The 25633-nt window shown below is 68.1% G+C and carries 22 protein-coding genes; 6 read left to right on the top strand and 16 right to left on the bottom strand.

Features of this window, described 5'->3' with window-relative positions:
- Positions 1-156: 156 nt before the first annotated feature.
- The 3 genes from ACZ5PO_RS05440 to ACZ5PO_RS05430 form a co-directional block, all read right to left on the bottom strand.
- On the bottom strand, positions 157-855 hold the full coding sequence (locus tag ACZ5PO_RS05440; RefSeq protein WP_464191054.1) for a TMEM175 family protein: 699 nt from the start codon (positions 853-855) through the stop codon (positions 157-159).
- 257 nt (positions 856-1112) lie between these two features.
- Complete coding sequence (locus tag ACZ5PO_RS05435) at positions 1113-1562, bottom strand: ester cyclase (RefSeq protein WP_464196692.1); 450 nt, start codon at positions 1560-1562, stop codon at positions 1113-1115.
- A gap of 584 nt (positions 1563-2146) precedes the next feature.
- Positions 2147-3499, bottom strand: a complete 1353-nt coding sequence (locus ACZ5PO_RS05430) for a ferredoxin reductase family protein (RefSeq protein ID WP_464191052.1) — start codon at positions 3497-3499, stop codon at positions 2147-2149.
- 438 nt (positions 3500-3937) lie between these two features.
- On the opposite strand from ACZ5PO_RS05430, the gene ACZ5PO_RS05425 reads away from it, so the two are divergent.
- From ACZ5PO_RS05425 to ACZ5PO_RS05415, 3 genes are all read left to right on the top strand, one after another.
- Complete coding sequence (locus ACZ5PO_RS05425) at positions 3938-4633, top strand: VIT1/CCC1 transporter family protein (protein ID WP_464191050.1); 696 nt, start codon at positions 3938-3940, stop codon at positions 4631-4633.
- Positions 4634-4812: 179 nt separating this feature from the next.
- Positions 4813-5490, top strand: a complete 678-nt coding sequence (locus ACZ5PO_RS05420) for a response regulator (RefSeq protein ID WP_464191048.1) — start codon at positions 4813-4815, stop codon at positions 5488-5490.
- Positions 5487-6833: a sensor histidine kinase gene (locus ACZ5PO_RS05415; protein ID WP_464191046.1), complete on the top strand. Its 1347-nt coding sequence runs from the start codon at positions 5487-5489 to the stop codon at positions 6831-6833. The genes ACZ5PO_RS05420 and ACZ5PO_RS05415 overlap by 4 nt, the downstream gene beginning before the upstream one ends.
- A gap of 12 nt (positions 6834-6845) precedes the next feature.
- On the opposite strand, the gene ACZ5PO_RS05410 is transcribed toward ACZ5PO_RS05415, so the two are convergent.
- Genes ACZ5PO_RS05410 through ACZ5PO_RS05390 form a run of 5 tightly spaced genes read right to left on the bottom strand, consistent with a single transcriptional unit; the run spans position 6846 to position 11732 of the window.
- The gene (locus ACZ5PO_RS05410) at positions 6846-7505 is read right to left on the bottom strand and encodes a class I SAM-dependent methyltransferase (RefSeq protein ID WP_464191044.1); all 660 of its coding nucleotides are present in this window, start codon (positions 7503-7505) and stop codon (positions 6846-6848) included.
- A gap of 26 nt (positions 7506-7531) precedes the next feature.
- The gene (locus ACZ5PO_RS05405) at positions 7532-8197 is read right to left on the bottom strand and encodes a tetratricopeptide repeat protein (protein ID WP_464191042.1); all 666 of its coding nucleotides are present in this window, start codon (positions 8195-8197) and stop codon (positions 7532-7534) included.
- Between the two features lie 29 nt (positions 8198-8226).
- Positions 8227-9006, bottom strand: coding sequence for an SDR family NAD(P)-dependent oxidoreductase (locus ACZ5PO_RS05400; RefSeq protein ID WP_464191040.1), 780 nt, complete (start codon positions 9004-9006; stop codon positions 8227-8229).
- Positions 8996-11152, bottom strand: a complete 2157-nt coding sequence (locus ACZ5PO_RS05395) for an AMP-binding protein (RefSeq protein ID WP_464191038.1) — start codon at positions 11150-11152, stop codon at positions 8996-8998. Before ACZ5PO_RS05395 ends, ACZ5PO_RS05400 begins: the two co-directional genes overlap by 11 nt.
- Positions 11136-11732 carry a thermostable hemolysin gene (locus ACZ5PO_RS05390; RefSeq protein ID WP_464191036.1) on the bottom strand — a complete coding sequence of 199 codons (597 nt, stop codon included), beginning with the start codon at positions 11730-11732 and terminating at the stop codon, positions 11136-11138. The genes ACZ5PO_RS05395 and ACZ5PO_RS05390 overlap by 17 nt, the downstream gene beginning before the upstream one ends.
- A 289-nt stretch (positions 11733-12021) precedes the next feature.
- Between ACZ5PO_RS05390 and ACZ5PO_RS05385 the strand changes: the two genes are divergently transcribed.
- Positions 12022-12693, top strand: a complete 672-nt coding sequence (locus tag ACZ5PO_RS05385; protein WP_464196690.1) for an LOG family protein — start codon at positions 12022-12024, stop codon at positions 12691-12693.
- Between the two features lie 34 nt (positions 12694-12727).
- Here the strand turns inward: ACZ5PO_RS05385 and ACZ5PO_RS05380 are convergent, their stop codons facing one another.
- Positions 12728-15106: an HAD-IC family P-type ATPase gene (locus ACZ5PO_RS05380; protein WP_464191034.1), complete on the bottom strand. Its 2379-nt coding sequence runs from the start codon at positions 15104-15106 to the stop codon at positions 12728-12730.
- A 131-nt stretch (positions 15107-15237) separates the two neighbouring features.
- Positions 15238-16788 (bottom strand): bifunctional AfsR/SARP family transcriptional regulator/alpha/beta hydrolase, encoded by a 1551-nt coding sequence (locus tag ACZ5PO_RS05375; protein ID WP_464191032.1) that lies wholly within the window; start codon positions 16786-16788, stop codon positions 15238-15240.
- A 149-nt stretch (positions 16789-16937) separates the two neighbouring features.
- On the opposite strand from ACZ5PO_RS05375, the gene mddA reads away from it, so the two are divergent.
- On the top strand, positions 16938-17771 hold the full coding sequence (mddA, locus tag ACZ5PO_RS05370; protein ID WP_464191030.1) for a methanethiol S-methyltransferase: 834 nt from the start codon (positions 16938-16940) through the stop codon (positions 17769-17771).
- A 152-nt stretch (positions 17772-17923) separates the two neighbouring features.
- On the opposite strand, the gene ACZ5PO_RS05365 is transcribed toward mddA, so the two are convergent.
- The 3 genes from ACZ5PO_RS05365 to ACZ5PO_RS05355 form a co-directional block, all read right to left on the bottom strand.
- Entirely contained in the window at positions 17924-18598 is a 675-nt protein-coding gene (locus ACZ5PO_RS05365; protein WP_464191028.1) for a dienelactone hydrolase family protein, read from the bottom strand.
- Between the two features lie 174 nt (positions 18599-18772).
- Complete coding sequence (locus ACZ5PO_RS05360) at positions 18773-20173, bottom strand: MFS transporter (RefSeq protein ID WP_464191026.1); 1401 nt, start codon at positions 20171-20173, stop codon at positions 18773-18775.
- Between the two features lie 133 nt (positions 20174-20306).
- Positions 20307-20702, bottom strand: a complete 396-nt coding sequence (locus ACZ5PO_RS05355; RefSeq protein WP_464191025.1) for a luciferase domain-containing protein — start codon at positions 20700-20702, stop codon at positions 20307-20309.
- A 220-nt stretch (positions 20703-20922) separates the two neighbouring features.
- On the opposite strand from ACZ5PO_RS05355, the gene ACZ5PO_RS05350 reads away from it, so the two are divergent.
- Positions 20923-21519, top strand: a complete 597-nt coding sequence (locus ACZ5PO_RS05350) for a TetR/AcrR family transcriptional regulator (RefSeq protein ID WP_464191023.1) — start codon at positions 20923-20925, stop codon at positions 21517-21519.
- 458 nt (positions 21520-21977) lie between these two features.
- Here ACZ5PO_RS05350 and ACZ5PO_RS05345 read toward each other — a convergent pair whose 3' ends face one another.
- From ACZ5PO_RS05345 to ACZ5PO_RS05335, 3 genes are all read right to left on the bottom strand, one after another.
- Positions 21978-23114, bottom strand: coding sequence for an acyl-CoA dehydrogenase family protein (locus tag ACZ5PO_RS05345; protein WP_464191021.1), 1137 nt, complete (start codon positions 23112-23114; stop codon positions 21978-21980).
- 82 nt (positions 23115-23196) lie between these two features.
- On the bottom strand, positions 23197-24381 hold the full coding sequence (locus ACZ5PO_RS05340) for an acyl-CoA dehydrogenase family protein (protein ID WP_464191019.1): 1185 nt from the start codon (positions 24379-24381) through the stop codon (positions 23197-23199).
- A gap of 43 nt (positions 24382-24424) precedes the next feature.
- Entirely contained in the window at positions 24425-25621 is a 1197-nt protein-coding gene (locus tag ACZ5PO_RS05335) for an acyl-CoA dehydrogenase family protein (RefSeq protein WP_464191017.1), read from the bottom strand.
- Positions 25622-25633 lie beyond the last annotated feature (12 nt).

The raw sequence follows: 25633 nt of genomic DNA, 5'->3' as shown, positions 1-25633 counted from the left end.
TGCGGACATGTCCGCAGAGGCCCGGGTCTCCGCCCGGGACTGGACGGCGCTCGGCAGCGAGCTCGATAGCTTCGGCTGCGCCGTCCTCTCGAGGTTGTCGCTCAGTCCTCCGAACCGGGCTCGCCGAACATACGGCGCGCTGCTGGCGCAGCCATGTCAAGCCGTCTTCAGCGCACGCTTGCGCGCGCCAGTATAGACGCCCTGGCTGGTCCACGCGTAGTAACCGACGACGAGCATGAAGACGCAGACAGCAATCACCGGATGGATGTACCAGCCGAGAAGCGCGGCCACGACATAGAGAAGTATGCCCACGATCGGCCGCAGGACCTCCGCCGCCAGCATCGCCATGGGCAGATGCGGCTTCGCCAGCTCAGGGTGACGGAACAGGTGCCAGAATGCAGGCAGCCAGGCTGCCGACATGAGGCTGGCAATCAGCGCGTAGAGCACGATCGCCGTGCGCTGGTCTGCAATATTTCCGTCTCTGAAGGCGTCGGCCAAGGCACCCGTCGGAAATGGAATCAACGCCGCCGTTCCGATGATGCCGAGATTGATCCAGTTGGTCGTCAGATCGACCCTGGAAAGACGATCGAACAGATAGTGGTGGTTGAGCCAGATCACCCCGACATAGACGAAGGCAACCGCATAGGCGACATACGAAGACCATGCATTGATCAGCTCGCGCTCGAGCTGTCCGGGGGACGCATGCGGCCGGTGAATTTCGAGAACCAGCAGGGTTATGACGATGGAGAAGGCTGCATCGCTGAACCCCTCGAGGCGCCGTGGCTCGGGGAGAAAGATCGGACGCTCTTCCTGTCCGGCCCGCGCCAGCGTGTCGTCGTCCGGCATAAGCATCATGAAATTGCTCTCCGTTGGTCAGGGGATCAGGCCGCACGCGCAGCCCCAATCGCGAGCATCGGTGGATTCAAGCTTGGACAGGTCGGCGGCCAGATGTTCCGTCGACGCCCATATTCAGATTTCCGGTCGCCGATCGAGCAGAAGCCCCGTTGCTTGCTCGATCAAATAGCGGAGGCCCGCACTCCGTTGTGCGAGCCCCGATCCCCTCCTTGCGGAGGGCGCGGCCGTCCGCGAGGGCAGGCCGTGTGCGGTTTCGATCAAGCTGCCTTGATGAGGCCGAGCTGCGTCAGAGCGGTAACGCCGTCGTCGAGACCGATTTCTTCGGCGATCTTGCCGTCGATGACCTTCAGCACGGTCGTTCCGGTGAAGCGCATCCTGCGGCCGGTCGCAGCCGGCAAGCCGCCGATCAGGAAGTCATTGAAAGCAGCACCCGTGTGCGTGCCGCCACCTTCCCACTGGCCGACGACGTAGTCGCCCTCGGCGATCAGGTCGGCGGTGCCCCAGAAGTTGAGGTCGGGGAACGCAGCGCGGAAGTCGGTCATGAACGCCTTGATGTCCTCGCGGCCGCGGCGGGGCTCGTGCAGGGAATACTTCAGCAGCATGTCGGGTGCGGCTATCTCGTCGATGACCGCGAGATTGACGTCCTTTCCCCAGAATTCGGTGAACCAGCGGCCAACGACGGCCTTGTTGGCTTCTTCGCTTCTCATGAAAAGGGTCCCCATTTGGCTTCGGACGACCATCGATCCAGCTCGACGATCTCCAAAAGGGAATACTTGACTATGCCTGCCACAAAACTCCGATTCTTACCTTCGAACTCGAGAGTCGGCTTGAGGCGGCCCCCAGCGTGCGTGGCAGCTCCTCTCCATGATGCCTCATCCAGGCACCGTCGTTGGCGGATCCGGCGCCAGGTTCCGGCCCGCCTGCGGCCGAGCTGCCGGCAGCAGCTCGAGTTTGGGAGTAAGTTTCGGAGCGCACAGCTCTCGCTGTTCTGCCACGAGGACACATACTCAATTTCTTGTCTTGGCATTCTCGCCGGGCGAACCGCCCCTTCTCGGAGCGCGGCGCATTCGGTCTTTGCGGCGGCCGCCAAGCCTGGCTTGTCCGCGGACCGTATCTGACCTCTGTTTCAGCATGGAAGGCTGCCCCCGTCCGAATCGGCGACGCCGCGGATCGACCGCGGTGCCGCCCGTCCGCACTGCTCGTGGAGCAGCCGGTCCGGCCACTGACCTGGAAGCAGCAGCCGACCGGCGACGGCAGGAGGACAGGGCGGCTTCGCGCCGCGCGCAACGGCTCAGCGCATGGCGAAAAGCTCCTGGTGGAACCTGTCCTCCACCGGAAAGCCCTCTGCGGCGAAATCCCGCCGCAGCGCGGCGCCGAAGCCAGCGGGGCCACAGAACCAGATGCTCGCCTCGCGCCAGTTCGGCGCGGCCTTGCGGATGCGCGCGCCGGTCAGGCGGCCATCACGCGCGCTGATCAGCAGGTGCAGGCGCACATGGGCGGCCCGCGCATCAGCCGCGAGCCGGGCGAGCGCCGCCTCGTCCACGTCGGTGGTGGTGTGGAACAGGTCGGCCGTCTGTCCCTCCGGCCAGTCCGGCGCCTCCCCGCGCAGGGCCATGTGCTTCATGCGGGCTATGAACGGGGTGATGCCGATGCCGCCGCCGACCCAGATCTGGTTGCGGCAGGCGTCGTCGAAGGTGAAGCAGCCATAGGGCCCCTCGAGCCGCACCTCCTGGCCCACCTCGAGCCTCTCCTTGAGGCGGCCGGTGTGGTCGCCCAGCTCCTTGGTCACGAAGGTGATCTGCCGACGATCCGGATGCCAGCCCGACGCAATGGTGTAGGGATGGGCGCCTTCGGAGGCATCCGAGCGGGCGAAGGCGAACTGGCCCGGCCGATGCCCCGGCCAGCCGGCCGGCACATCGACGATGGTTTCGAGCGCCTTCACGCCCGGATAGTAGGTCAGCTCGGCGATGCGCCCCTGCACCTGCCGCGCGGCGCCGACCCGGCGCACCAGCACCACGCCCGCGGCACAGGTGCCGCCGGCGAGCAGACACGCCATCACGACGCCGAGCGGCGTGACCCAATCGGCGAAGTTCAGGAGCACCACCGCGTGGAACACCAGCACCAGGTAGGCGACCGCCAGCAGCCGGTGGGTCTTGTAGAACAGGCGGTAGGGAAAGGCGCGGATCAGGGCCAGCGCGATCAGGGCCGCGGCCCCATAGAAGGCCCATTCGCCGACGCCCTCGGCGGTACCGCGCAGGCCGGCGAAAAAGGCTTCCACCGGGTTCTCGATGGGCGGCCGGGCGCCGCGGACGGGCCGCTCCAGCAGCCCCCAGCCCACCGCCCATTTCGGCCCCTGCGCCCATAGCCAGTGGACGACGGCGGCGACGAGGGCGGTGATGCCCAGCCATTTGTGCAGGCGGTACATCTTGTCGAGCCCGCCCAGCCAGCGCTCGGGCCAGCGTGGCCGCAGCGCCAGCACCATCGCGACGCTCATGGCGGCGATGGCCAGGACGCCCGTGTATTGCGCGGCCGCCGCCCGGACCGTGAAGAAGCCGCTCGCTTGGAATGCCCCGGGCTCCGCTGCGATCCACAGCACGGACAGGAGCGCGAGGAGGCCGAAAAGGGCCAGCTTGATGTGGCGCATCTCAATGGATCTCTTTCCCCTGCGGTCGGACGTGGGCGAATGAATGCGGAAGAGAGCGCCTTCAGCCGAGGCACCGCATTGAGGGGCCTCAAGGCGTCGGTCTTGAAGGCGTGAGGTCTTGGCGCTGGCGCGTCCGCGGCCTCCTCGCCGCTCCGCCTGCTCTTGCGCTGGAGGAAATTCTCAGTTTGTAATAATTCTAATAAGAATCACCATCTATCTGGATTGAAACGGGATGTGGGTGTCCGACCACACGCCCCGAGCAGCGCTGGAGGCGCGGTGCCGTCGATGGACAGCGGAGAGCGGGTGCGGAACACCGAGTCTTTCGACCGCGGCGCTGGCCTGCCTCGCGCATTCGGCGCCGCTTCCGGCGCCGGACGATGCCGAGGCGCTGGCCAATTCAGTCCGTAAGACAGTTGAAGTCAGCAAGGAAGCATGACGATGCGTCCCCTTCACCGCGAAAATCACCTGATCGAGCGTATCGGATGGCTGCGAGCCGCCGTGCTCGGAGCGAACGACGGCATCATCTCGACCGCCAGCCTCGTCGTTGGCGTCGCCGCCGCATCGACCAGCTCGTCCGAGGTCTTGGTCGCGGGGGCTGCGAGCCTGGTCGCCGGCGCGATGTCGATGGCCGCGGGCGAGTATGTGTCCGTCAGCTCTCAAGCCGATACCGAGAATGCCGATACCCAGAAGGAGCGCCGCGAGCTTGCCGAGGACCCGGAGGCCGAGCTCGATGAGCTCACGCAGATCTACGTCGCGCGCGGCGTCGAGCCCGCGCTTGCTCGTCAGGTGGCGGAGCAGATGACGGCGAAAGATGCGTTTGCTGCCCACGCGCGGGATGAGCTCGGGCTGTCGGAGCATGTGGCGGCCCGGCCGGTGCAGGCCGCCCTGACATCCGCGGTGACCTTCGCGCTCGGCGCCGCCGTTCCCCTGGCGATCGCAGTGGTCACCCCCAAGCCCTTGCTGCCCACGATCGTTTCCGTCGGATCTCTGATCTGTCTCGCGGGGCTCGGGGCGCTTGGTGCGAGTGCAGGCGGTGCCGGAATGTTGAAGCCCACGCTCCGTGTGACCTTCTGGGGCGCGTTCGCGATGGCGGCGACGGCCGCCATCGGCACCTTGGTCGGCCATGCCATCTAGAGCAACGCGGATTTGTCGTTCTCGCTCGGTCGAGCTTAGATAAAGACATTTAATTTATGGGTATATCCATCGATGTGCTTTGATTTGAATCAAGCTGCCAAATCGACACTTTGCACTATCGATCAATTTTGCGCCACATTCTTGATTGAGGGGTTTAATAAATATCCGGATACTACTGGATGCGCATTCTCCTCGTCGAAGACAACGCTCAGCTCAGCGATCTGACGGCAAGCGCCCTGCGCGCCTCGGGATTCGCCGTGGATCCCGTGCACGGCGCGGGCGATGCCGAAGCGGCCGTCAGCGTCTCCTCGTATGATGTCATCATATTGGATCTCGGCCTGCCGGACCTGGACGGCATGGACCTGTTGGATGGCATCCGCCGCCGCAGGCTCGCCACGCCGGTGTTGCTCCTCACCGCGCGCGACGATGCCGGCTCGGTAGTGGCGGGCCTCAACGGCGGTGCAGACGACTATCTCCGTAAGCCGTTCAACATGGAGGAGCTCATAGCCCGCGTTCGGGCGCTGCTGCGGCGCCCCGGCATCCCCGTCGCCACGGCCTTGCGCGAGGGCAACGTCGAGCTTGACACGGTGACCCGGCAGGTCCGGGTCGGCGACACCCCCCTCACCCTGAGCCGGAAGGAGGCGAGCGCCCTGGAGCTCCTCATGCGACGCTCCGGCGCCGTGATTTCCAAAGCCGCAATGGAAGAGGCGCTCTACGGCTTCGGTGAGGAGGTCAGCGCGAACGCCATCGAAGTGCTCGTCCATCGCCTTCGCCGAAAGCTCTCGGGCGCGGGGGCCGAGATGGAGATCCACACGTTGCGCGGCATCGGCTACCTCCTGGCGGAGCGCCATCGGTGAGGCGGCTCGTCCGAGGCCTGTTCGGACGGCTCATGCTGGGCATGATCGTCGTGAGCGTCCTCGCCGTGTGCACGACGGCGGCGTTTCTCTATATCCGGTTCGATGCCGTCAATACGCGCTTTCGCGAAGGCACGCTCCACAGCTTCGCGGTCAGCATCGCGAAGGATGTTGCGGCCGGCGCGGTGCCGTCGGCGCACATTCGCCCGTCCACGGTGCGCAGGATCGCGCAGGAGGGCGGGCATTTCATCGTCCTCGGCGCCTCCGGAGCCCGGCTTGCCGGCTCGGCGCAGGTGGATGAGGCTTTCGTCCCGGTGGAGGATGTGGACGAGCGATATTTCGAGCTTCCCGGAGGCAGCCGGCCCGACGCGCTCTACGGCATCTCGCTGCGCCTTCCGGGCTCGCCGCCAGCCTATGTCCAGGTGGCATTTCCGAGCAGCAACGTCATCTTCGATTCGGTTCTGGAGGAATTCCTGCAGGACATCGCCTGGCTCTGGATCCCCTTCATGCTTCTGATGCTCGCGACGAACCTCCTCGTCGCCCGCATCGCGCTCGGGCCCCTGGCCCAGACGGTGAGGGAGGCCGAGGCGATTCACCCCGGAGGCGTCTCCATCACGTTGAGCGAGCGGGGGCTGCCGGACGACGTTCTGGCGCTGGTGCGCGCGGTCAATCAGGCCCTCGGCCGCTTGCGGGAGGGATACCGGGCGCAGGAGGAGTTCTCGGGCGATATGGCTCACGAGCTGCGCACGCCTCTGGCCGTGATGAAGGCCCAGCTTGCCGCCGTGCGGGAGCCTTATGCGCGGGTGCTGGAGCGGGAGCTGGGCGCGATGGAGCGTCTGGTGGAGCAACTGCTCGACCGGGTGCGCCTGGGCCGCTTCCGCATCGAGCCCGGCGATGTGGTGGATCTCGGGGAGGTGGCCCGCGAAGCCGCAACCTTCATGGCTCCGCAGGTCATCGCCCGGCGTGGGCGCATCGAGGTGATCGGCGGCGATGCGCCGGTGCTGGTGGACGGCGGACATGACGACCTGTTCCGCGCCGTTCGGAACCTCATCGAGAACGCGCTCGAGCATTCGCCCGTGAACGGCATGATCTCCGTCGAGGTCACCGCCGCGCCGGCGATCCGCGTCCGCGACCGCGGCGCCGGCTTTCCCGCCGCGTTGCTGGATGGCGAGCACAGGCGCAGCGGCCTGGTTCGCAGCGACCGGCGCGACGGGGTGGGGCTCGGCCTCGCCATCGTCGAGCGCACCATGCAGGTGCACGGCGGCTTCCTGGACCTGCGCAACGCCCCATCCGGAGGGGGGGATGCGGCGATGGTGTTTCCGCGGCCGGCGAGCGCCGAGACGTGAGACGGAGGGGCGTCATTGCGCCGGCCGCTCCGCGACCGCGACGAGCCCCGTCATGCCGAGGGCCAGGAGGACCTTGCGGACGGCGATGGCCTCGGGCGAAAAGCCGCCACGGCGAAGGAGCTCCCGCAGGTCGTCCGCATCGAACGTGGCGTGGGTTTCCGGCCCGGCGAAGGGCCAGTGCCGCATGGTCTCCCGGTCGGTGACATAGAGCGCGAGCCGCCCGCCCGGTCGCAGCACCCGGCCGATCTCGCGGATGGCGCGCCCCTCTCCGTCGAAGAAGTAGGCGACGTTCACGGCGAGCACGCCGTCGAAGCTCCGGTCGGCCCATGGCAGCCGGCAGAAGTCGCCTTGGGCCAGCTCGACGTGGTTGCGGGCCACCGCGGCCCGGTTCCGCCGCGTGGCCAGCCGCACCATGGCCGTCGAGCCGTCGATGCCGAAGACGCGCCCTTCCGGCAGAAGCCGCCCCAGAGCGGCGATGCCCTCGCCGGGCCCGAAGCCGATCTCCAGCACGCGATCGCGTGGGGAGGGGCGGAGTCCGTCGATCGCGATATCGTAAGGCACGGCGTTCACCAGCGCCATGACACGGCCGATCACCGCGCCCCAGCGGCCCCGCGGATGGGCCAACTGGCGGCCGAGCCCGTGCCAAAGCGCTTCGCGATTGGGTGGCCTCATCCGATCGCGGGCCTCGTCGGGCGATGTCAAGGCTTGGCCTTCATCTGCGCGAGCTTCTCGTTGATCACCACGCGTCGGTTCTCATCCCAAAGCGGCCGATCGGCGTGGGCGGGTATGGCGAGGGCGTGATTGAAGGCCTCGCGCGCCGTGGCATATTCGCCCTGGGCCAGCAGGAAGTCCCCATAGAAGTACCAGGCGTCGAGCCCATTGGGTGCCGCGGCGGTGGCCTGCTTCAGGAAGCGGCGGGCCTTCGCCTTGTCGCCGAACGCCACGGGGAAGCCCGGTACGCGGTAGTAGAGCACGCCGAGGCTCGTGGGCGCGCCCGCATCCAGCGCCAGGGGGTTCATCTTGTAGGCCTTCTCCAGCGTGTCGCGGGCGCGCGTGGCCAGGGACAGCGCCGAGATGGGATTGACCATGGAGGCGCGCTCGCTGGTGATGATGCCGTCCCAGATGAGCGCCTCGACGCGCTCGGGATACTTGGTGGCGAGAGCGTCGGCTTCTGTGCCGAGGGTGTTCATCTGCTCCGTCTGCTTGCTTCCCTCGGGAACGGTGAACTTGATCGTCTCCCACTTGCTTTGGATCTGTTTGACCTGGGCCGCGACCGGGTCGTCGCTGGCCATGGCCGCGAAGGCACAGAATGGGATCGCCGCGGCGAGGACGGCGCGACGAAGGGCGCGGGAGGGAGCGCGCATGGGCATGGTCCTTTGTCGGTTGCAGGGGCTCAGGCGTTGGCACGGGCGATCACACGACCGAGAGCCCGGTCTACGAGCTTGGGGGCGAGGCGCTGGACGAGCACGAAGAAGCGCTCCGGGCCGGCGGGATAGGCGGCGTCGCGCCCCCCTTCGACGGCCCGCCAGATCTGGGCGGCGACACGCTCCGGCGCGTCGAGCTGCATGCCCGTGGCGGCGATGAGGTCGCGGAAGGCGCCCGCGGCGTCGGTCCGCGTGGCTCGCGGGGCCACATAGGTGACGCCGATGCCGCGGGGCTTCCACTCGCGCCGCAGCGCGCTCGAGAAGCCCCGCAGCGCGAACTTGGAGGCGGAATACGCGGCGAACCCGGGGTAGGCGATGTCGCCGAATACCGAGCCCACGTTCACCACGCGTGACGGGCGCGCGGCGGCGAGCAGAGGCGCGAGGTCGCGCGTCAAGGCGATGGGCGCCAGGACGTTGGTCCGCAAAAGCTCGTCCAGCACGGCGTCGCCGACGTCCTTGACGAGACCGCCCTCGACCAGGCCGGCGTTGTTGACCAGCACGTCGAGCGCTCCCCAGGCCTGGTCCAGGCACGCCACCACGCGCGCGCGGCCCGACGGATCGGTCAGGTCCGCGTCGATGACGATGGGACGGGCGGAGGCCGGCAGGGCCGCCGCGGTCTCCTCGAGGGCGGCGCGGCGCCGGCCGCAGACGGCGACCTCCATGCCGCGCCGCGCCGCCTCGATGGCGAGGGCGCGGCCGATGCCGGACCCGCCGCCGGTAACGAGCGCACGCCTCGCCTCACGCGGCATCGGGCAGCTCCCGGCGCGCGCCCAGGTCCCGGAAAATGTCGCCGTAGAGGCGATAGAACATCTTCGCGTGATCGATGATGATGTCCTGAACCAGCTGATCGTCGAAGCCATTCACCAGCGTGCGGAAGAAGGCCACGTGCTCCTGGTCGAGGCTGCCGTGGGAGGTCAGGTAGGAGAAGCCCTCGGTGCCGGCCGCACCGAACTGGCGCCGCAGCACGTCCGCCAGCCGGTCGGCGAGCAGCACCGACATGCCTTCGAGCACATGAACGCTGCCCAGCATGGCGTAGGGACTCACGTGCTCGATGGCGTGACAGGCGAACGCCACCATCACCCGGCAGGCCGGTCCCGGCCGGCCGGCGCGCACCGCCTCCGCGTCGCCGCCCATGGCGCGGATGTCGTCGAGGATCCACTTCTCGTGGCCACGCTCCTCCGCCATGTAGTCCACCAGCGCGTCCTGGTAGCGCTCGTCGGTGGTGCGGCACGCGGCCAGCGCCAGCAGCGGGAAGGTATGCTTCACGTGGTGGTATGCCTCGGTGAGGAAGGCGACGTAGAGGCTCTTTGGGCCCCCCGACGTGAGTGCTTCTCGCACCAGCGGGATGGACAGGAAGCTGTCCCGCTCCGCCGCGGTGTCCCGCATGAGGCGGTCGTAAAAGGTCATGGCTCGGCCTTCTCCAGGTTGGGGGATGGGGGTGGGGCAGACGGGTGCGGGCTCGGCCTGCGCGATGAGCGCGGCAGCGGCGATCCGACGGATGCGGCCGTTGTCGGTGAGGAGGCCGGCGGCTTTCGCTGCAGGGAGGCCGAGGACGATGACGTGCTGCGGCTGCGCATAGGCCGGAAGGGCGGCACAGCGTGCTGCGATACGATGCGTGACGGCCTCCCGGCTCGCGCCGCTGAACCAGGCGGTGGCGGCCGCGGTGGGCACGACGAGCGCGGCGAGCCGGCCCTCCGCCACTCCCACCGCACAGGCCGCAAGGCCCGGGTCGTCGAGGATCGCCGTCTCCACCCATTCCGGGCTGACGTTTCGCCCGAGCGCGGTGACGACGAGATTGTCCTTGCGGCCGAATATGACGAGCCGACCCGCGGCATCGAACGCGCCCAGGTCTCCGGTCGGCCAGGGCCGCGCCGCGCCGGAACGCCGCGCATAGCCGTCGGTCACCGAAGGGCCGTCCACCAGGATCTCGCCGTCCCGGATGGCAACCGACAGGCCGGGGAGCGGCGGGCCCGCCGTCCCGGCGGCTCGCGTGCCGGGACGGTTCACGGCCACGACCGAGCAGCACTCGGAGAGGCCGTAGCCCTCGTGCACCGGAATGCCCATCTGCCAGGCGGCGTCGGCGAGGCGTGGCGGCACCGCGGCGCCCCCCACCGCAACGAAGCGCAGGCTCTCCGGTGCCCGCGCCCGGGCGCCGAGCAGTTCGTCCAGCCACACCCGCAAGAGTTCCGGCACGACCACGCCGACGGTCGGCCGATGGCTCTCGAAGGCGGCGGCGATGCCGGCCGGTGCGCCCCGTCCGATCGCCTCGGCCAGATCTGCCTCAAAGCGCGTGCGGCCACCGACGAGCGCCGGGATGAAGACGGCGCAGATGCTCTCGAGCAGCAGGGACAGCGGCAGCACGGAGAGGTAGGAATCCGCCGGTCCGGCGCCGATGGCGGCCGCGAGCGTGGCGGCCGACCAGCCGACCTGTCCGCTCTCGTGGCGAACCCCCTTGGGCTGTCCCGTGCTGCCGGACGTGTAGATCAGGGTGCCGTAGCCTTCGCGGAACGCCGGCATCAGGCCGCCCTCTCCGGTCACCGCCACGGCATGGCGGGCGATACCCTCCGGCGCCGCGCCGTGGCCGCCGGGCGGGACAAGGAGCAGTTCGATCCCCGCGTCGCGCACGACGTGGGCGATCTGGGCGGCACTGAAGAAAGCGGGCAGCGGCACGGCCATGCGCCCGGACGCGACGCAGGCGAGTTGTGCTACCGCCCACGCCCGTCCGTTGGGCAGCAGCAGGCCGACGACGCGCACATGGTCCGGCAGCGCCTCGGCGAGGCGAGCCGCATCCCCCAGCAGCCCGGCGCGGGTGAGGTCGCCCTCCGCATCGCTGAAGACGATACGGCCCGGTTTGCGGCGGGCCAGGCCGGCCGCTGCCTCAAAGAAGGTCCGCATGGTGCATCGCCTGGGCTGCGGGGGTGAGGGCCTTCACATGGGCCGCGAGCAGGTTGACGCCGCACACGCCGTAGACCTTGGGCTCGCTCTCGTAGTAGCGGCCCCAGGAGGCCGGATCGTTCACGCGGCTCGGATCGGCATCGGCGAGATAGATCGGCGCGAGCCCCCGGCGCCGCACCAGCAGGCCGAGGCGTCGAGTGAGCGTGAAGAAGCACCAGGACAGGCCGTAGTGCGCGCCGAAGACGATGATGTCGTCGATGAAGGCTGCGAGGTCGCGCGGCGAGCGGCTCGCCAGCGTCGTCACCTCGTACACATCGTCCCGCCGCAGGCTGCGGCCGGTGGCGCGGGCGAGCTCGGCTTCCACCGGCTGGGCGAGGTATCGCTCGGAGAAGAAGCCGTCTGCCGGCAGCCGCAGGCCCGCGGCGCACAGGATGTCGCCCCGCGCGCCCCTGCGGCAGAGCAGCCGGTCCGCGAGACGCCCGACGCGTGCACCATACTCGTGTGCATAGATGGCCCGGACGAACGCCTCGACCTCGGCTCGGTCGGCGTCGGCGGGTTCAACAATATGCGCAGATCTCATGTCCGCTCGTCCTGGTGGTGAAGGAAGCGAGCGGACGTTGCAAGGCTGAGCTTACGCCCGGCTTACAGGGGCAAGGTCAGTCCGGGGAGATTGTGGGGCCGATTTGAGGCGCCCGGAGATGGGTGGGCGGGCGGCGCCGCCCGAGCGGCGACGATGATGCTATGGATCAAAGGAGCTCCAGCGTGAGCGGCTGCTGCAACCGAGAGGGACCGCCTTGACCGAAGACCGGACGTCACTGCCAAGCTATCGCCTTCCCGCGCTGGACCAGGACTTCATCCTCGGCGATTCCATGCGCGGCGTGCGTTTTCTGCTCGAATACGCCAAGGTCGAGGAGGCGCTGCGGCACTGGAAGATCCGGTCGACGATCGTCGTGTTCGGCTCGGCCCGGGTGAGGGAGGATGGGCCGGATCGCCAGTCCTTTTTCTATGCGCAGGCGCGTGCCTTCGGGCGCATCGCCTCCGAGCGCGGCGGCGCGCTCGCCGCGACGAACGACGGCTTCCGCGACAATGTGATCGCCACCGGTGGCGGGCCGGGTCTGATGGAGGCGGCCAATCGCGGCGCATCGGACGCAGGCGCGCCGAGCATCGGCTTCAACATCAGCCTGCCGCACGAGCAGGGCCCCAACGCCTATTCGACGCCGGAGCTGACCTTCCGCTTCCACTATTTCGCGATGCGCAAGATGCACCTCGCGATGCGCGCCAACGCGCTCGTGGTGTGCCCCGGAGGTTTCGGCACGCTCGATGAGCTGTTCGAGATCCTGAACCTCCGGGCGACCGACAAGGCACCCCCGGTCAGCATCGTCCTGTTGGACGAGGGCTATTGGCGGTCGGTCATCAACTTTGCGGCGCTCGTCGACAACGGCATGATCGAGGCGCGCGAATGCGAGCTCTTCCAATTCGCCGAGTCGGCCGAAGACGCCTGGCGGAAGCTGGAAGCTGCCGGATTGTCCGCCCATCCTTAGCGGGCGACGCCAAGGGGCCCTCGAGCTCTCGGCCTCACCTGCGGTCGACGGGCATCCACCGTAGCATCGCGACCTTCACCGTATCCAGGACGAGGCCGTAGCCGAGGCTTGCGCCATAGAGCGAGAGGACGAGCTCACCCCGCAGCGGCGCCATCAGCCAGCCCAGCCAGGCGAAGGCCGACGCCAGCACCGCCGCGGACGCGATCGCGGCGAGCAGCACCGCGGCCGGCCGCGAGCGCCAGACGTGGTCCCGCGTTCTCAAGACGAGAGCCGTCGTCTGGCCCGCCAGCACCAGCGTCAGGAAAGTCAGGCTGCGCATCGCGTCGGCATCGAGATGCAGCCAGAACCAGCCGAGCGCCAGCACGGCCATGACATAGATCAGCTTCACCGCGCCGAGCGGCAGCGCCACCACGACCAGCTCGCCGATCCGCCAGGCATTGGGGTATGGCGTGGGCTTCGCCCGGTCTGCCGCGCGCGCCATCATCGGGAGGTCGCCTTCCAGCATCCAGAGCGCCTGCAGGAAGGGCGTCATCACGGCATGCCCCGTCATCATCAGGCCGCCGCCCATGACGATCAGCGTCACGGCCTTGTTGACCAGCATGCTCAGCGTGAAGGTCAGCACACGCTGGAAGGCCGCGCGGCCCTCCTCGATGCAGGCGAGGATACCGCGCAGCCCGGGCCGCGTGAGCACCAGACCGGCGGCAGACTTGGCCACATCCGTCGCGCTCGCCACAGCGATGCCCATCTGCGCCTGGCGCAGCGCCGGCGCGTCGTTGGCGCCGTCGCCGCACATGCCGACCGCATGACCGAGGCGCTGAAAGGCTTTGACCAGCCGGAACTTGTCCTCTGGGAAGACGCCGGCATAGACGGCGTAGTCGTGCGGTCCGGCTTGCTCGGGGATTTGGCCCGGCGGGCAGACCGGCCCGTCAAGCCCGATGGCGCGGGCGACTGTGCCCGCGGTCTCGGCGGTGTCGCCGGTGACCATGACGGCGGAGATGCCGAGATTCCGCAAGTCGGCCAGCAGCGGCGGGGAATCTGCACGCGGCGGATCGCTGAGCCCGATGAGGCCGATCACCGCCATCGCCTCGGGGGCGCCGGCGGCAACGGCCAGGACGCGGCAGCCCTCGGCCGCGAGCCGCTCCTGGGCGGCATGGGCGGCCGGGGAGAGCGGTGCCAGCGCGGCAATGGCAATCGGAGAGCCCTTGGCGATACGCCGCGTGGCCCCCTCCGGCCCGCTCACCAACGCCTCGGCCATCTTGGCGGTGGGATCGAAGGGCGTGAAGCGGATCACCGGCAGCGCCGGTTCGCCCCGTTGTGCCGCTGCCGCTCGGATGGCGGCATCGACAGGGTCCTGCCCGTCAGGCGAGCTCGCCGCTGCGGCGTGAGCGAGCAACGCCGCTTCGGGGACTTCGTCGGCGAGCGCCACCACGCGCGCCACGCTCAGGCTGTTCATCGTCAGGGTGCCGGTCTTGTCGACGCAGAGCACGTCGATCATCGCCGCTTCCTGCAGCGCCGAAAGGCGCGCCAGCAGAACACCCTGATCCGCCAGGCGCCGGGCGCCGAGCGTCGCCGCCAGGGTGAAGACCGCCGGCATGGCGACCGGCACGGCGGAGAGCAGGGCCGCCAGCACCAGCGGAATGATCTGCGCCACGGTCATGCCGATGGCGTGGGCATAGGCGACCATGGCGATGACGATGGCCATGTTCACCGCAGTCAGCGCCTTGACCACGCCGAGCACGGCCTGCTGCTCACTGCTTTCGACATCGGCGGAGCGCACCAGCTCGGCGGTGCGGCCGAAATAGGTGGCCGCGCCCGTGGCCGTGACCTCCGCCACTGCCTCGCCGCGGCGCACCAAGGCTCCCGCGTAGGCCTGCCCACCCGCATCGCGCTCGACCGCGACGGACTCGCCGGTCAGCATCGACTGGTCGATCGCCACCGAGCCCGAGAGCAGGCGCACATCGGCCGGCACGATGCCGCCGAGCGAGAGCTGCACGATATCGCCCGGCACCAACACGGCGGCAGCCACATCGGACCACGTGCCGTCCCGCCGCACCCTGGCGCGCGGCGCCAGGCGCTGGCGCAGCAGGGCCAATGTCGCGCTCGCGCGCCCCTCCTGCACCACGGCCAGCGCGACATTGATCAGCAGCAGAACCGCCACCATGGCGGCTTCCAGCCGCTCGCCGGCCGCGAGCTGCAGCCCGATGGTCGCTTCGAGCATCCACGGCACCGGCGCCCAAAAATGGCGCAGCGCCCGGCGCAGGGGATGCTCCCGCGCGGCCGCCATCTCGTTCGGGCCGGCCTCGGCCAGGAGGCGCGCGGCCTCTGGGGCGGAGAGGCCGGTTGGCAGCGCGCTGGAGCCGTCGACCAGGCCGTGCTCGCTCTGATGTGTCCAGTCGGACGTTCTCGTCGCCATTCACTCGCCGGCGTGATTCAGCTCTTGAGCTGTGGGGCGGAGTAAAGGTCCGTCCATATCGCGCCATGACCCTCGTCAAAGCCGCGCGAAGGCGGAGGATCTGCACGGTCGCGATGGCGTTTGAGTCTGTCTTACGCTGCGAGGCAGCCGGCAAATTGCTTGATGCTGGCCAGGACGGGTTGCTGATCGCCCGCGAAGGCCCAGTGGTCGGCGCCGTCGAGTTCGACGAATCGGGCCTGCGCGATGTGGCTGGCGAGGTGCCGGCCGGCGCCGATGCGAACGGCGCGGTCGCCGCGGCGGTGAAGCACCAGGGTCGGAGCGGAAATTCGGCTCAGAAGATGCCGCACATCCGTATCGCGGAACGCCTCGAGCACGCCCTTGAGGGCCCCCGGGCTCGACGCTGCCCGGAGCAAGCCTGCCCACCAGGCTCTCGCCTGAGGATCGCCGGAGAGGCTCGGCGCGAAGGTCTCGATGCCGGCCGGCCCGCCCCAGACCGCCACGAGTTGCTGCAGCCACATGTCATACTGACCTGCGTGCAACGCGTGCGGATAGTCGGGCGCAGCGCTTCCCTTCGCCAACGAGGCGAACAGGATGAGCCCGGCGACACGGTCCGGATGATCGGCCGCGAACTTGATGCAGGCCGGTCCGCCCTCGGACGCGCCGAACAGCATGACGCGGCGGCTGCCGGCGGCATCGAGCACGGTGCCGATGTCCTGCGCGGTCGCCTCCACGCTGGGGCTGGCCCCGATCCGGTCGGACAGGCCGACGCCCCGACGATCGAGCAGGATGAGACGGCCCATCCCGGCGAGGCAGGACAGGAATGTCCGGCTCCGGGGCTCCTCCCAGACCCGTTCGACGTGGGACACGAAGCCCGGCAGCAACAGAACATCCAGCCGCCCGGTGCCGTAGGTCTGGAAGGCGAGATGGACGCCGCCGCCGCTCACGTATCGCGTCCGCGGCGGATCCGCGGCTGCTACCATTGCGCCCGCTTTGAGGAGCGCGCGGGTTTCGGCTTCCGGCGCCGCATCGAGCTCGTCGCGAAGACGCTGCGTCAACGCCGTCAGGTGGCGCTCGGCCGCGGCCCGATCGCCGGCGAGCAGGAGATTGCGGATGAGGTGGCGGCCATACACTTCGCTCAGCGGATCGAGCGCTGCGAGACCGGCGGCATGGGCGGCTGCGGCCGCGTAGTCGCCGGCCGCATTCTTCGCCTGCACGACCCGCTCCAGCGCCTGTATCGCCCGGCCTCGCAGGGCCTCTCGGCGAAAGAAGGCCCACTCGTCGAATTGCGGGCAGTCGCCGGGCGAGAAGCCGTCGAGGAAGTCGCTTTGATAAAGGCGGCAAGCATGCTCGAACTCGCCGCGATCGCAGGCCTGCTCGAACAACCGGGAATCGACCCCAATGTCGATCGCTGACGACAATCGAACAGTCGACCGGTCGGTGGTGAGAACGTCGTCGCCGAGCGCCTGTTGCAAGCGATGCAACAGGCGCCGCAGCCGCGCCCTTGCGACCTCCTCGGAGCTGTCCGGCCACAGCATGGTTGCGATCACGTCGCGCCCGACGGGGCCCTTCGCTTCGGCCAGATAGATCAGCAAGGCCATGCCCTTGCGCAGCGCCAGCTGGCACAGCTGGTCATCACGATGGATCTCCGGAAATCCAAACGTCCGGACGCTGAACAGAGCCATCGTGATGCGATCCGAACTCCGCCGAGGCCCCAGGGGACGGCCAGGGGACGCCGCGATGCTAGCACCGGCGGCACAGGCTGGTCACCGGCCGTCCGCGTGCGCCGTGCCATGCGCGGCCGTCGTGGCCCGCGCACATAGAGGAGATCGTCATGATCGGTCGCGTCGTCGCCCTCATCTATGGGCTTGCGAGTTATCTCGTCTTCACCCTCGCGTTTGTCTATGCGGTGGCCTTCGTCGGCAACTATCTGGTGCCGAAGACGATCGACGTCGGAGCCGAGAGCGGGCTCGCCCTGTCGATTCTGATCAACGGGGTGCTGCTCGGCCTCTTTGCGCTCCAGCATAGCGTCATGGCTCGCCCGGCCTTCAAGCGCTGGTGGACGCGCATCGTCCCGGCGTCTTGCGAGCGCAGCACCTATGTGCTGATCTCGAGCCTCCTTCTGATCCTCATCTTCTGGCAGTGGCGGCCGATCGTCACGACGATCTGGCACCTGGAGGGCTGGCCGGCGATCCTGCTGACCGCAATCTACTGCATCGGCTGGCTGATCAGTTTGACGTCAACCTATCTGATCGATCATTTCGAGCTGTTCGGATTGCGCCAGGTCTTCGACGCGCTGCGCGGCGCGGCGGCTCGCGTGCCCGCGTTCAAGACGCCGCTGCTCTACCGCCTCGTGCGTCATCCGATCCTGCTGGGTTTCCTGCTCGCCTTCTGGGCAACGCCGCACATGACCACCGGGCACCTGCTGTTCGCCGTCCTGATGACCGCGTACATCCTCGTCGGCGTCCGTCTCGAGGAAGGGGACCTGGTTGCGCAATTCGGCGCGCGCTACGAGCAGTATCGTCGACGTGTCCCGATGCTGATGCCAAGCCTGCTCGGCCGCCGCTCCCGTTTGACCGCCCAGCGGGAAAGGGAATGCGCCAAGGCGCCTGCGGCCGACCGAGATCGTTTTCCCGACACTCCGGCCGATGGGTTTCGTCGCCTCTAGAGCATGATCCCCAAAAGTCGACGCCGGCTTTTGGGCAAGATCATGCTCAAGACAAGACTTGGAGCGGGATGATGAGTCGAAGATAAATCATCCCGCTCTAGAACTCGCCGATAAACGGGCGCAGGCGAGACAGCAGCGCAGCGCGGTCGGTGTCAGCCGAGATGCTTGTGGAAGAACGCCGTGGCGCGCTCCCATGCCTGTTCGGCGGCGGCGCGGTCGTGCACGGCGGCGCGCTGCTCGTTCACGAAGGCATGTTCGGCGTCATAGCGGAAGAACTCGGCGGTCTTGCCGGCGGCCTTGAGAGCCGCCTCGAAGGCGTCCACCACCTGTGGCGTGCACCAGTCGTCCTTGTTGGCGAAATGGCCTTGCAGCGGAATCTTCACATCAGCCGCCTTCGCCGCCTGCTCCGGCGGAATGCCATAGAACGCCACGGCCGCCGCCAATTCATCGATCTTGGTGGAGCCGATGATCGTCACCGCGCCGCCGAGGCAGAAGCCGGTCAGACCGACCTTGGCGCCGTTGCGCTTGAGATACTGCACCGCGCCGCGCACGGTTTGCGTGGTCGCGTCCATGAAGTCGAGCGAGGTCATCTGTGCGTTGGCCGCCTCCGTGTCGTGATAGGGCACGATCACGCCGTCGTAGAGGTCCGGGGCAAGCGCGTCGAAGCCGGCCAGCGCAAAGCGGTCGGTCAACGCCTTGATGTTGTCCGAAAGGCCCCACCATTCCTGGATCACGACGACACCTGGCGCGTTGCCGCTGGCGGCGTTGGCGAGATAGCCCTTGGCCTCGGCGCCGTCCGGGCGCTTGAAGGTGATGTGCGAACCCATGCGTCTCCTCCGCCCCGTTAGGGATGACGTCAGTGTGGCAACGCGCAGCCGTGAAGGCAATGCGTCCACGCAGTCCGGCTCTTCGGCGGCTCCGACCATGGCGCCGGCGCGGCGTTCTTGTCCACAGCCGTCGCGTGCCCAGCAAGCCGGATCGTATGGATCTGGCACGGGCCGCTAGCGGGTCGCGGATCGACGCGCGCCCGCAGGTCGCGACCGGTTCAGACCGGCCCAGATGATGACCACGGCCGTCAACGTCAGGACGACATCAGCCGCGAGTGCCAGCTGGATCCCAGCCAGCAGGTCGCCTCGAATCGCCATTACGGCGCCGAGGACCGGGATTCCGACAGTGACCGCCACCCGTTGGCTCGTGGTCACGAGGCCAGAGGCGAGCCCTTTATGGGTGTCGGGAACGTCCGAAGTGGCGGTGACGGTTGCGGCGACGACAGCGGTGATGTGCCCGAAAAAGCCGATGAAGAGCGCTGGGATCAGCAGCCAGAGCGAGTTCGACTGAGCGCCGAGCAGGATCAGGGGCGCGGTGAGGCCGCCCTGGACCAGCATCGCCGCCAGGAGCACAGGATATGCGCCGCGACGCTCGATAATTCGGCCGGCGGCGACGCCAGCGGCCATCGAGGAGAGACCGGGAACGCCGAATATCAGGCCGGTCGTCACCGGCCCGAGATGAAGCACATCCTGAAGGTACAGCGTCATGAGGAAGACAAGCGCAGCCTCCATCGAGAAGATGGTCAGCGCCGCGAGGTTCCCCCACCGAACCGACGGGCGCTTGAGCATTTCGATCGCGACCAGCGGCGCTGCCGTTCGGCGCTCGATCCGGAAGAACAGTGCGAACAGCATCAGTCCAACGGCCAGTGCCGGCAGGGACCGATCGGTGATGCCGAAGACGGTGGCGAAGAGGGCGAGCGTCACGGACGCTGCACCTGGAATGTCGAGCCGCACGCCTTCGGGCGAACGGCCCGCGGGAATCACGAAGGGCGTCAGCGCCAGGATCATGAGAGCGACCGGGACGTTGATCAGGAACGCCCAGCGCCAGCTTAGCGCACCAACGAGCATTCCACCGGCAATCGCCCCGAACGTGAAGCCGCCCGAAAGCAACGCTCCGCTCCAGCCCAGTACGCGGGCGCGCTGCCCTTCGTCGGCGAAGGTCGTGATCAGCAGCGCCAATGCCGCGGGAGCGGTCATCGCCGTGGCCACGCCTTGGAGCGTGCGCGCGATGAGAAGCAGGGTCGATCCAGTCGAGATGCCGCCCAGAAGCGACGCCAGCGCGAGCAGCGCAAGGCCGCCAGCAAAGATGCGTCGGCGCCCATAGAGGTCGCCGAGCCGTCCGAACAGGAGCGAGAGCCCGGCAGATGGAAGCGCGAAGGTCGTGGTCACCCAGGGAAGGTCGTCCACACCCAGACCCACGTCTCTTCCGACCATAGGCAGGGCGACGTTCAGGATCGAGAAGTCGGCCGACAGCATGAAGTTGGCCCCAAGAAGAAGGACGAGGATCAGCCGCTGCCGAGCCGTCATCGTGAGCGCCTCGCTTGGACGCCCCTCGATCGTTTCCGACGTTGTCATCGCGCAATTGTCCTGAATGTGCCGATCGAGGCGGCGCCGACGCGCGGATCGACGGAGCAATCGATCAGCGCTCCCCGCTCCGTATGGAACTTCATGCGCCCAGATGCGGCCGCCTGGGCTCTGCCACGGCGATCTACGGGTTCGACGGTCGAAGCCGATCGTAGTTGCGCCGAAACAGCGCCACAGAACCATCCGCGCCCAGCCGGTCTAGACCGGCGACGGTCCAGCCATGACCCCATTCGAAGGGGCGCCCCAAGCCCTCAGCCACCAGCTCAGAGCAGAGGCGGGGCGAGGTCGCCAAGTGAATCGCGCCGTTGAGGTGGATGTGGCCGAGTTCGTCCGAGCCGACATAGAAGTCGATCCCATCGACGCGATTCGGCTGATCGAAACGCCAGTGCGTCGTGGCCTCGACCTCTGGCCATGCGGCCACGGCGTCGGCTACCGCCTTCAACGTCCCAGTCAGCGCAGGCGGCGGGGCCATTCGACCTTTGGCCTCGCGCGGTAAGGTGGAGAGCGTTTGGTCGGTCATATCTGTTCCTTGCTCCGTCACCGGAGGTTTGAAGCACTGCGCTGCTCGCAGCGGCGCCTCGAACGCCGCCGGCCTCGTTTCCGTCAGTGCTTCGGCGCGCGCGCTGCCTCCCGTTTGCGGGAGGGTGGTTCCAGAGCCGTCCCATCCCGTGTTAAATCGAAGGGAGACTACGTTTAACGTACCGTAGGATACCTACGTTTAGCAAGAGGCATCACCCGACGTGCAGGACGAATCCTCTCGTAAGTCGACGCGCCGACCGCGTTCCGACGGCGAGCGCAACCGAGCGCGTTTAATCGTGGCGGCCAAGCGCGCCTTCGCCGAGAAAGGCGCGGCCGTCAGCCTCGAGCACATCGCGCGCGAGGCGGACGTCAGTATCGCCACGCTGTACCGCCACTTTCCGACGCGCGACGAGTTGATCTCGGCGGTGTATCAGGAGGAAGTCACAGCGCTGATCGAGGAGGCCGATCAGCTGATGATCGAGCGCGAGCCGGTGGCTGCGCTTCGCGATTGGCTGACGTCGTTCGTGGAGTTTCTCGACGCCAAACACGATATGGCGGCGGCGATGGACACGCTCATCGGCGGGCCTGAACCCATCTACAGCAAAACCCCGCATCGCCTCGACGTGCCCGTCAAGGCGCTGGTCTCACGTGGGGTCGCCACTGGCGTGTTTCGGGACGACATCGAGCCGCACGATTTGCTTCGCGCGCTCTCCGGCGTAGCGCACGTTAGGCCCAGTGAAAACTGGAAGCGGCAAGCCGTTCGGATGGTCGATCTTCTGCTCGGTGGCTTGCAGCTCAACGCGCGAGACGGAGACTAGAGCGCTTTGCGATTGGGTGGGCTCACCCAATCGCGAGAAAGCGCTCCAGATTCAAAAGACTATGAGCATTTCTCTGCCATTGGATGGGTCCATCCAATGGCGAAATGCTCTAGAGCCCCGAGATGTCTGACTATGAGGCACTCGGCGGAGCCAGGCGTAAGCCCGCAGCCGCGTGTCAATCAACTGAATTGAATTATGTTTTTTGCGCACCCCGACACGATTCGAACGTGTGACCTTTACCTTCGGAAGGCTGGCGTCGACGGCCCCGCTGGGCCAGGAAGCGCGATGCCATGGGAGACGCCGGTGCAGACGGTATCGTCCCTGATGCGGCCGATGATACACGCCTGCTAGGTCGGGATCGTGGCCCGGATCGCTGTCTGAGGCGGCATCAAGCAGCATCTGCGCTGGTCAGCGTTCGAGAAGGGCCCGCGCCCGGGCGAGCCGTGGTCTCCCCTCCGTCAACTCGCAAGCAGATTCCCGTCGCCGCTCCGGCGGGTGCGGTAACGGGCGAGGTGATAGCGGTTGTCCCCATAGGCATATTCCAGCACCTGCGCCTTGCGGAAGTAGTGGCTGATGGCGGCCTCGTTGGTCATGCCGATGCCGCCGTGCAGCTGGATGCCGTCCGCCGCCACGTGGCGCGCCGCCGTGCCGATCTTCCATTTGACGGCCGAGACGCGCTCGCCGCGGCGGGCCGCGTCGCCGGCAAGCGCGGCCGACAGCAGCGGCAGCAGCGAACGGGCATACTCGATCTGCACGGCCATGGCCGCGAGGCGGTGCTGCACCACCTGGAAGCTGCCGATCGTCTGGCCGAACTGCTGCCGCGTCTTGGCGTAGTCCAGGGTGATGGCGAGGATTGCATCCATGGCGCCGATGGCTTCCGCCGCCGCACCGGCCGCGCCCCAGTCGAAGGCCGCCTCGATGGCGGCGAGGGCCCCCTGGGGCGAGCCGAGCAGGGCGTCGGCCGAAAGCTCCACGCCGTCGAACACCACGTCCGCGGCGCGCTGGCCGTCGACCGTCACGAACGCGGCGAGCGCCACGCCGGGCTGGCGCACGGGCACCCAGAGCAGCACCGGCCCGTCCTCGCTGGCCGCCGACACGACGAGATGGGAGGCCACCGGCGCGCCGAGCACGGCGAACTTGCGGCCGGAGAGCTGCCAGCCGGCGCCGATGCGGCGCGCCCGCGTGGCGGCCGGCCCGAGGTCGTAGCGCCGTTCCGCCTCCGCCCAGGCGAGCGCCAGCACGGCGTCGCCCGCCGCCGCGGCCGCCAGCAGCTGTCCCGCCCGCTCCGGCGCCGCCGCCAGCACCGCCTGGCTCGGCACGACGAGCCCGGAGAGAATGGGCTCAAGCACCAGGCCGCGGGCGGTGGCCTCCAGCAGGACGAGGGTCTCGTCCGGTGACGAGGCGTAGCCGCCGGCGCTCTCCGGCAGGCAGGCGCCGAGCCAGCCGAGGTCCCCGATGCGCTTCCAGAAGGACGCATCGAAGCTGCCGCCCCTGTCGACGGTGCGGCGGTAGTGCTCGAACGTGTAGTCCGAGGCCACGAGCCGTTCGACGCTGGCGCGGAACTGGCCGAGCTCTTCGGAGGGGATGAGATCCATCGGGGTCAACCTTGTTGAGGCGTGCGTGTGACTGTCCCGGCGGGGCCTGGCCTGGCCCGGCGCCGGCCGCGCCGTGGCCGCGCTAGAGCCGCAGCCCGCGCTTGGCGATGATGCCGTGCTGGATCTCGTTGGTGCCGCCGTAGATCGACACGGCACGGCGGATCAGGAACTGGGACATGAGGCCCGGTGCGGCCTCGATGCCGTAGTCGAAGTTGCTCTGCGCCTTCGGCCCGTAGAGCGGCGGGGCGTGCGGGCCCAGCGCATCGAGCCAGAGATTGGAGATGCGCTGGCGCAGCTCCGCGCCCTTGATCTTGACCATGGAGGCGCCCACCGCCGGATCGAGGCCGGGCGCGCCGCTGAGCAGCCGGTAGATCATCATCTCGTGCGCCGCGAGGTCGATCTCGGTCTTGGCGATCTCCTCGTCGAAGCCCGGATCGGCGGCGAGCGGCCGCCCGTCTTGCGTCATCTCGGCGGCGAGCTCCTTCAGCCGCTTGAGGTCGCGCTTGCTGTCAGCCAGGTAGGCGCTGCTGGTGCGCTCGTTGTCGAGCAGGAACTTGGCGTAGGTCCAGCCCTTGTTCTCCTCGCCGATGCGGTTCTCGACGGGCACCCGGACGTCGTCGAAGAACACCTCGTTCAGGTAGTGCGCCATGTCCTGGCTGATGATCGGCTTGATGGTGACGCCCGGGCTCTTCACGTCGATCAAGAGCATGGAGATGCCGCCCTGCTTGGGGCCGGTCGTATCGGTCCGCACCAGGCAGAACATCATGTCGGCGTAATGGGCCTCGCTGGTCCAGATCTTCTGGCCGTTGACCACGTAGTGGTCGCCGTCGCGGACGGCCCGGGTCTTGAGGGACGCCAGGTCCGAGCCGGAGTTCGGCTCCGAATAGCCCTGGCACCAGAACTCCGAGCCGTCGGCGATGCGGGGCAGGTAGCGCTGCTTCTGCTGCTCCGTGCCGAAGGCGATGATCACCGGCCCGATCAGGTGCGGCCCGAAGGGTGTTCCCGGCGGCGCGTCGAGCTCGGTGAGCACGCCGTCAAAGATCATCCGCCGCAGCGGCGACCATCCGGTGCCGCCGTACTCCGTCGGCCAGTTCGGCATCGACCAGCCGCGCTCGTGCAGGATCTTGGTCCAGCCCTGCATGTCCGCCTTCGTCGGATGAAAGCCCTGGCGCGTCCGCGCCCGCATGTCGGCGGGCAGATTGGCCTCGACGAAGGCGCGCACCTCGTCGCGGAAGGCGATGTCGTCGGCGTTCCATCCGATGGTCATGCGTTTCCCCTGTGTACGGCCGGGCCGGTCGGTCGCGCCGCCCTCAAAGCCCCAGCATCTGCTTGGCGATGATGTTGCGCTGGATCTCGTTGCTGCCACCATAGATCGACATGCAGCGGCGCCAGAAATAGTTGTTGGCGGCCGTGACCGCGTACTCGGGCCCGATCGGCTCCTCGTTCGACTGGCCGGCGATCAGGCCGGGCTGATAGGGCAGGGCGTAGTAGGCCGTCGCCTCCATGCCGAGCTCGCTGATGCGCTGAGCCACCTCGGTGCCGCGGATCTTCAGCAGCGACGACACCGGGCCCGGCGAGGCGCCCGACGCGACCTCCGACAGCACGCGCAATGCGGCCATCTCGAGCGACATGAGCTGGGCCTCGACGGCGATCAGCTTGGCCTGGAAAAGAGGATCGTCGATCAGCGGCCTGTCGCCGTCGTGCTCGGCGCCGGCGATGGCCTTGACGTGGTTCAGCGCCTGCTTGGTGACGCCGATGGCGGCGTTGTCGACGCGCTCGTGCTCGAGCAGGAACTTCGCATAGGTCCAGCCGCGCCCGGCCTCGCCGATCCGGTTGTCCTTCGGTACGCGGACGTTGTCGAAGAACACGGCGTTGAACGAGTGGGTGCCCTCCAGCATGAGGATCGGCTTCACGATGACGCCGGGGCTCTTCATGTCGATCAGCAGGAAGGAGATGCCCTGCTGTGGCCGCTCCTCCCGCGAGGTGCGGACGAGGCAGAACATCCAGTCGGCGTGGTGTGCGTAGCTCGTCCAGATCTTCTGGCCGTTGACGACATAGTGGTCGCCCGCATCCTCCGCGCGCGTAGCCAGCGAGGCGAGGTCCGACCCGGACTGTGGCTCCGAATAGCCCTGGCACCACCATACGGTCGACTGGCGGATGCCCGGCAGGAAGCGCTCCTTCTGCTCGGGCGTGCCGAAGGTGTAGATGACGGGGCCGGCCATGCGCGGGCCGAACGGCTGGATGATCGGGCAGTCCATCTCCGCCGAGATGACCTCGAAGAGGTAGCGCTGCACCACCGACCAGCCCGGGCCGCCGTGCTCCTCCGGCCAGGTGAAGACGTGCCATCCGCGCCGGCCGAGGATCTGCTGCCAACGCATGTGGTCGTCCTTGCCCAGGTGCTCGTTGCGGCGCACGCGGGCGGCGATGTCGGCCGGCAGGTTGTCGCGAATGAAGGCGCGGACATCTGCGGCGAAGGCCTGCTCGGCCGGGCTCAGCTTGAGTTCCATGGCGCTATGCTG

This window comes from Chelatococcus sp. KU-N122 (genome assembly GCF_055391085.1).
Note: the sequence above shows the minus strand (reverse complement) of the source record. Positions and strands in the feature narration are given on the sequence as shown.

Excerpts from the sequence above, each read along its gene's own strand:
- mddA (WP_464191030.1), top strand. The coding sequence starts at position 16,938 with ATGATCGGTCGCGTCGTCGCCCTCATCTATGGGCTTGCGAGTTATCTC.
- ACZ5PO_RS05335 (WP_464191017.1), bottom strand. The coding sequence starts at position 25,621 with ATGGAACTCAAGCTGAGCCCGGCCGAGCAGGCCTTCGCCGCAGATGTC.
- ACZ5PO_RS05425 (WP_464191050.1), top strand. The coding sequence starts at position 3,938 with ATGCGTCCCCTTCACCGCGAAAATCACCTGATCGAGCGTATCGGATGG.
- ACZ5PO_RS05405 (WP_464191042.1), bottom strand. The coding sequence starts at position 8,197 with ATGCGCGCTCCCTCCCGCGCCCTTCGTCGCGCCGTCCTCGCCGCGGCG.
- ACZ5PO_RS05430 (WP_464191052.1), bottom strand. The coding sequence starts at position 3,499 with ATGCGCCACATCAAGCTGGCCCTTTTCGGCCTCCTCGCGCTCCTGTCC.
- ACZ5PO_RS05360 (WP_464191026.1), bottom strand. The coding sequence starts at position 20,173 with ATGACAACGTCGGAAACGATCGAGGGGCGTCCAAGCGAGGCGCTCACG.
- ACZ5PO_RS05410 (WP_464191044.1), bottom strand. The coding sequence starts at position 7,505 with ATGAGGCCACCCAATCGCGAAGCGCTTTGGCACGGGCTCGGCCGCCAG.
- ACZ5PO_RS05355 (WP_464191025.1), bottom strand. The coding sequence starts at position 20,702 with ATGACCGACCAAACGCTCTCCACCTTACCGCGCGAGGCCAAAGGTCGA.
- ACZ5PO_RS05375 (WP_464191032.1), bottom strand. The coding sequence starts at position 16,788 with ATGGCTCTGTTCAGCGTCCGGACGTTTGGATTTCCGGAGATCCATCGT.
- ACZ5PO_RS05440 (WP_464191054.1), bottom strand. The coding sequence starts at position 855 with ATGATGCTTATGCCGGACGACGACACGCTGGCGCGGGCCGGACAGGAA.
- ACZ5PO_RS05340 (WP_464191019.1), bottom strand. The coding sequence starts at position 24,381 with ATGACCATCGGATGGAACGCCGACGACATCGCCTTCCGCGACGAGGTG.
- ACZ5PO_RS05385 (WP_464196690.1), top strand. The coding sequence starts at position 12,022 with ATGCGCGGCGTGCGTTTTCTGCTCGAATACGCCAAGGTCGAGGAGGCG.
- ACZ5PO_RS05395 (WP_464191038.1), bottom strand. The coding sequence starts at position 11,152 with ATGCGGACCTTCTTTGAGGCAGCGGCCGGCCTGGCCCGCCGCAAACCG.
- ACZ5PO_RS05380 (WP_464191034.1), bottom strand. The coding sequence starts at position 15,106 with ATGGCGACGAGAACGTCCGACTGGACACATCAGAGCGAGCACGGCCTG.
- ACZ5PO_RS05365 (WP_464191028.1), bottom strand. The coding sequence starts at position 18,598 with ATGGGTTCGCACATCACCTTCAAGCGCCCGGACGGCGCCGAGGCCAAG.
- ACZ5PO_RS05420 (WP_464191048.1), top strand. The coding sequence starts at position 4,813 with ATGCGCATTCTCCTCGTCGAAGACAACGCTCAGCTCAGCGATCTGACG.
- ACZ5PO_RS05435 (WP_464196692.1), bottom strand. The coding sequence starts at position 1,562 with ATGAGAAGCGAAGAAGCCAACAAGGCCGTCGTTGGCCGCTGGTTCACC.
- ACZ5PO_RS05400 (WP_464191040.1), bottom strand. The coding sequence starts at position 9,006 with ATGCCGCGTGAGGCGAGGCGTGCGCTCGTTACCGGCGGCGGGTCCGGC.
- ACZ5PO_RS05390 (WP_464191036.1), bottom strand. The coding sequence starts at position 11,732 with ATGAGATCTGCGCATATTGTTGAACCCGCCGACGCCGACCGAGCCGAG.
- ACZ5PO_RS05345 (WP_464191021.1), bottom strand. The coding sequence starts at position 23,114 with ATGGATCTCATCCCCTCCGAAGAGCTCGGCCAGTTCCGCGCCAGCGTC.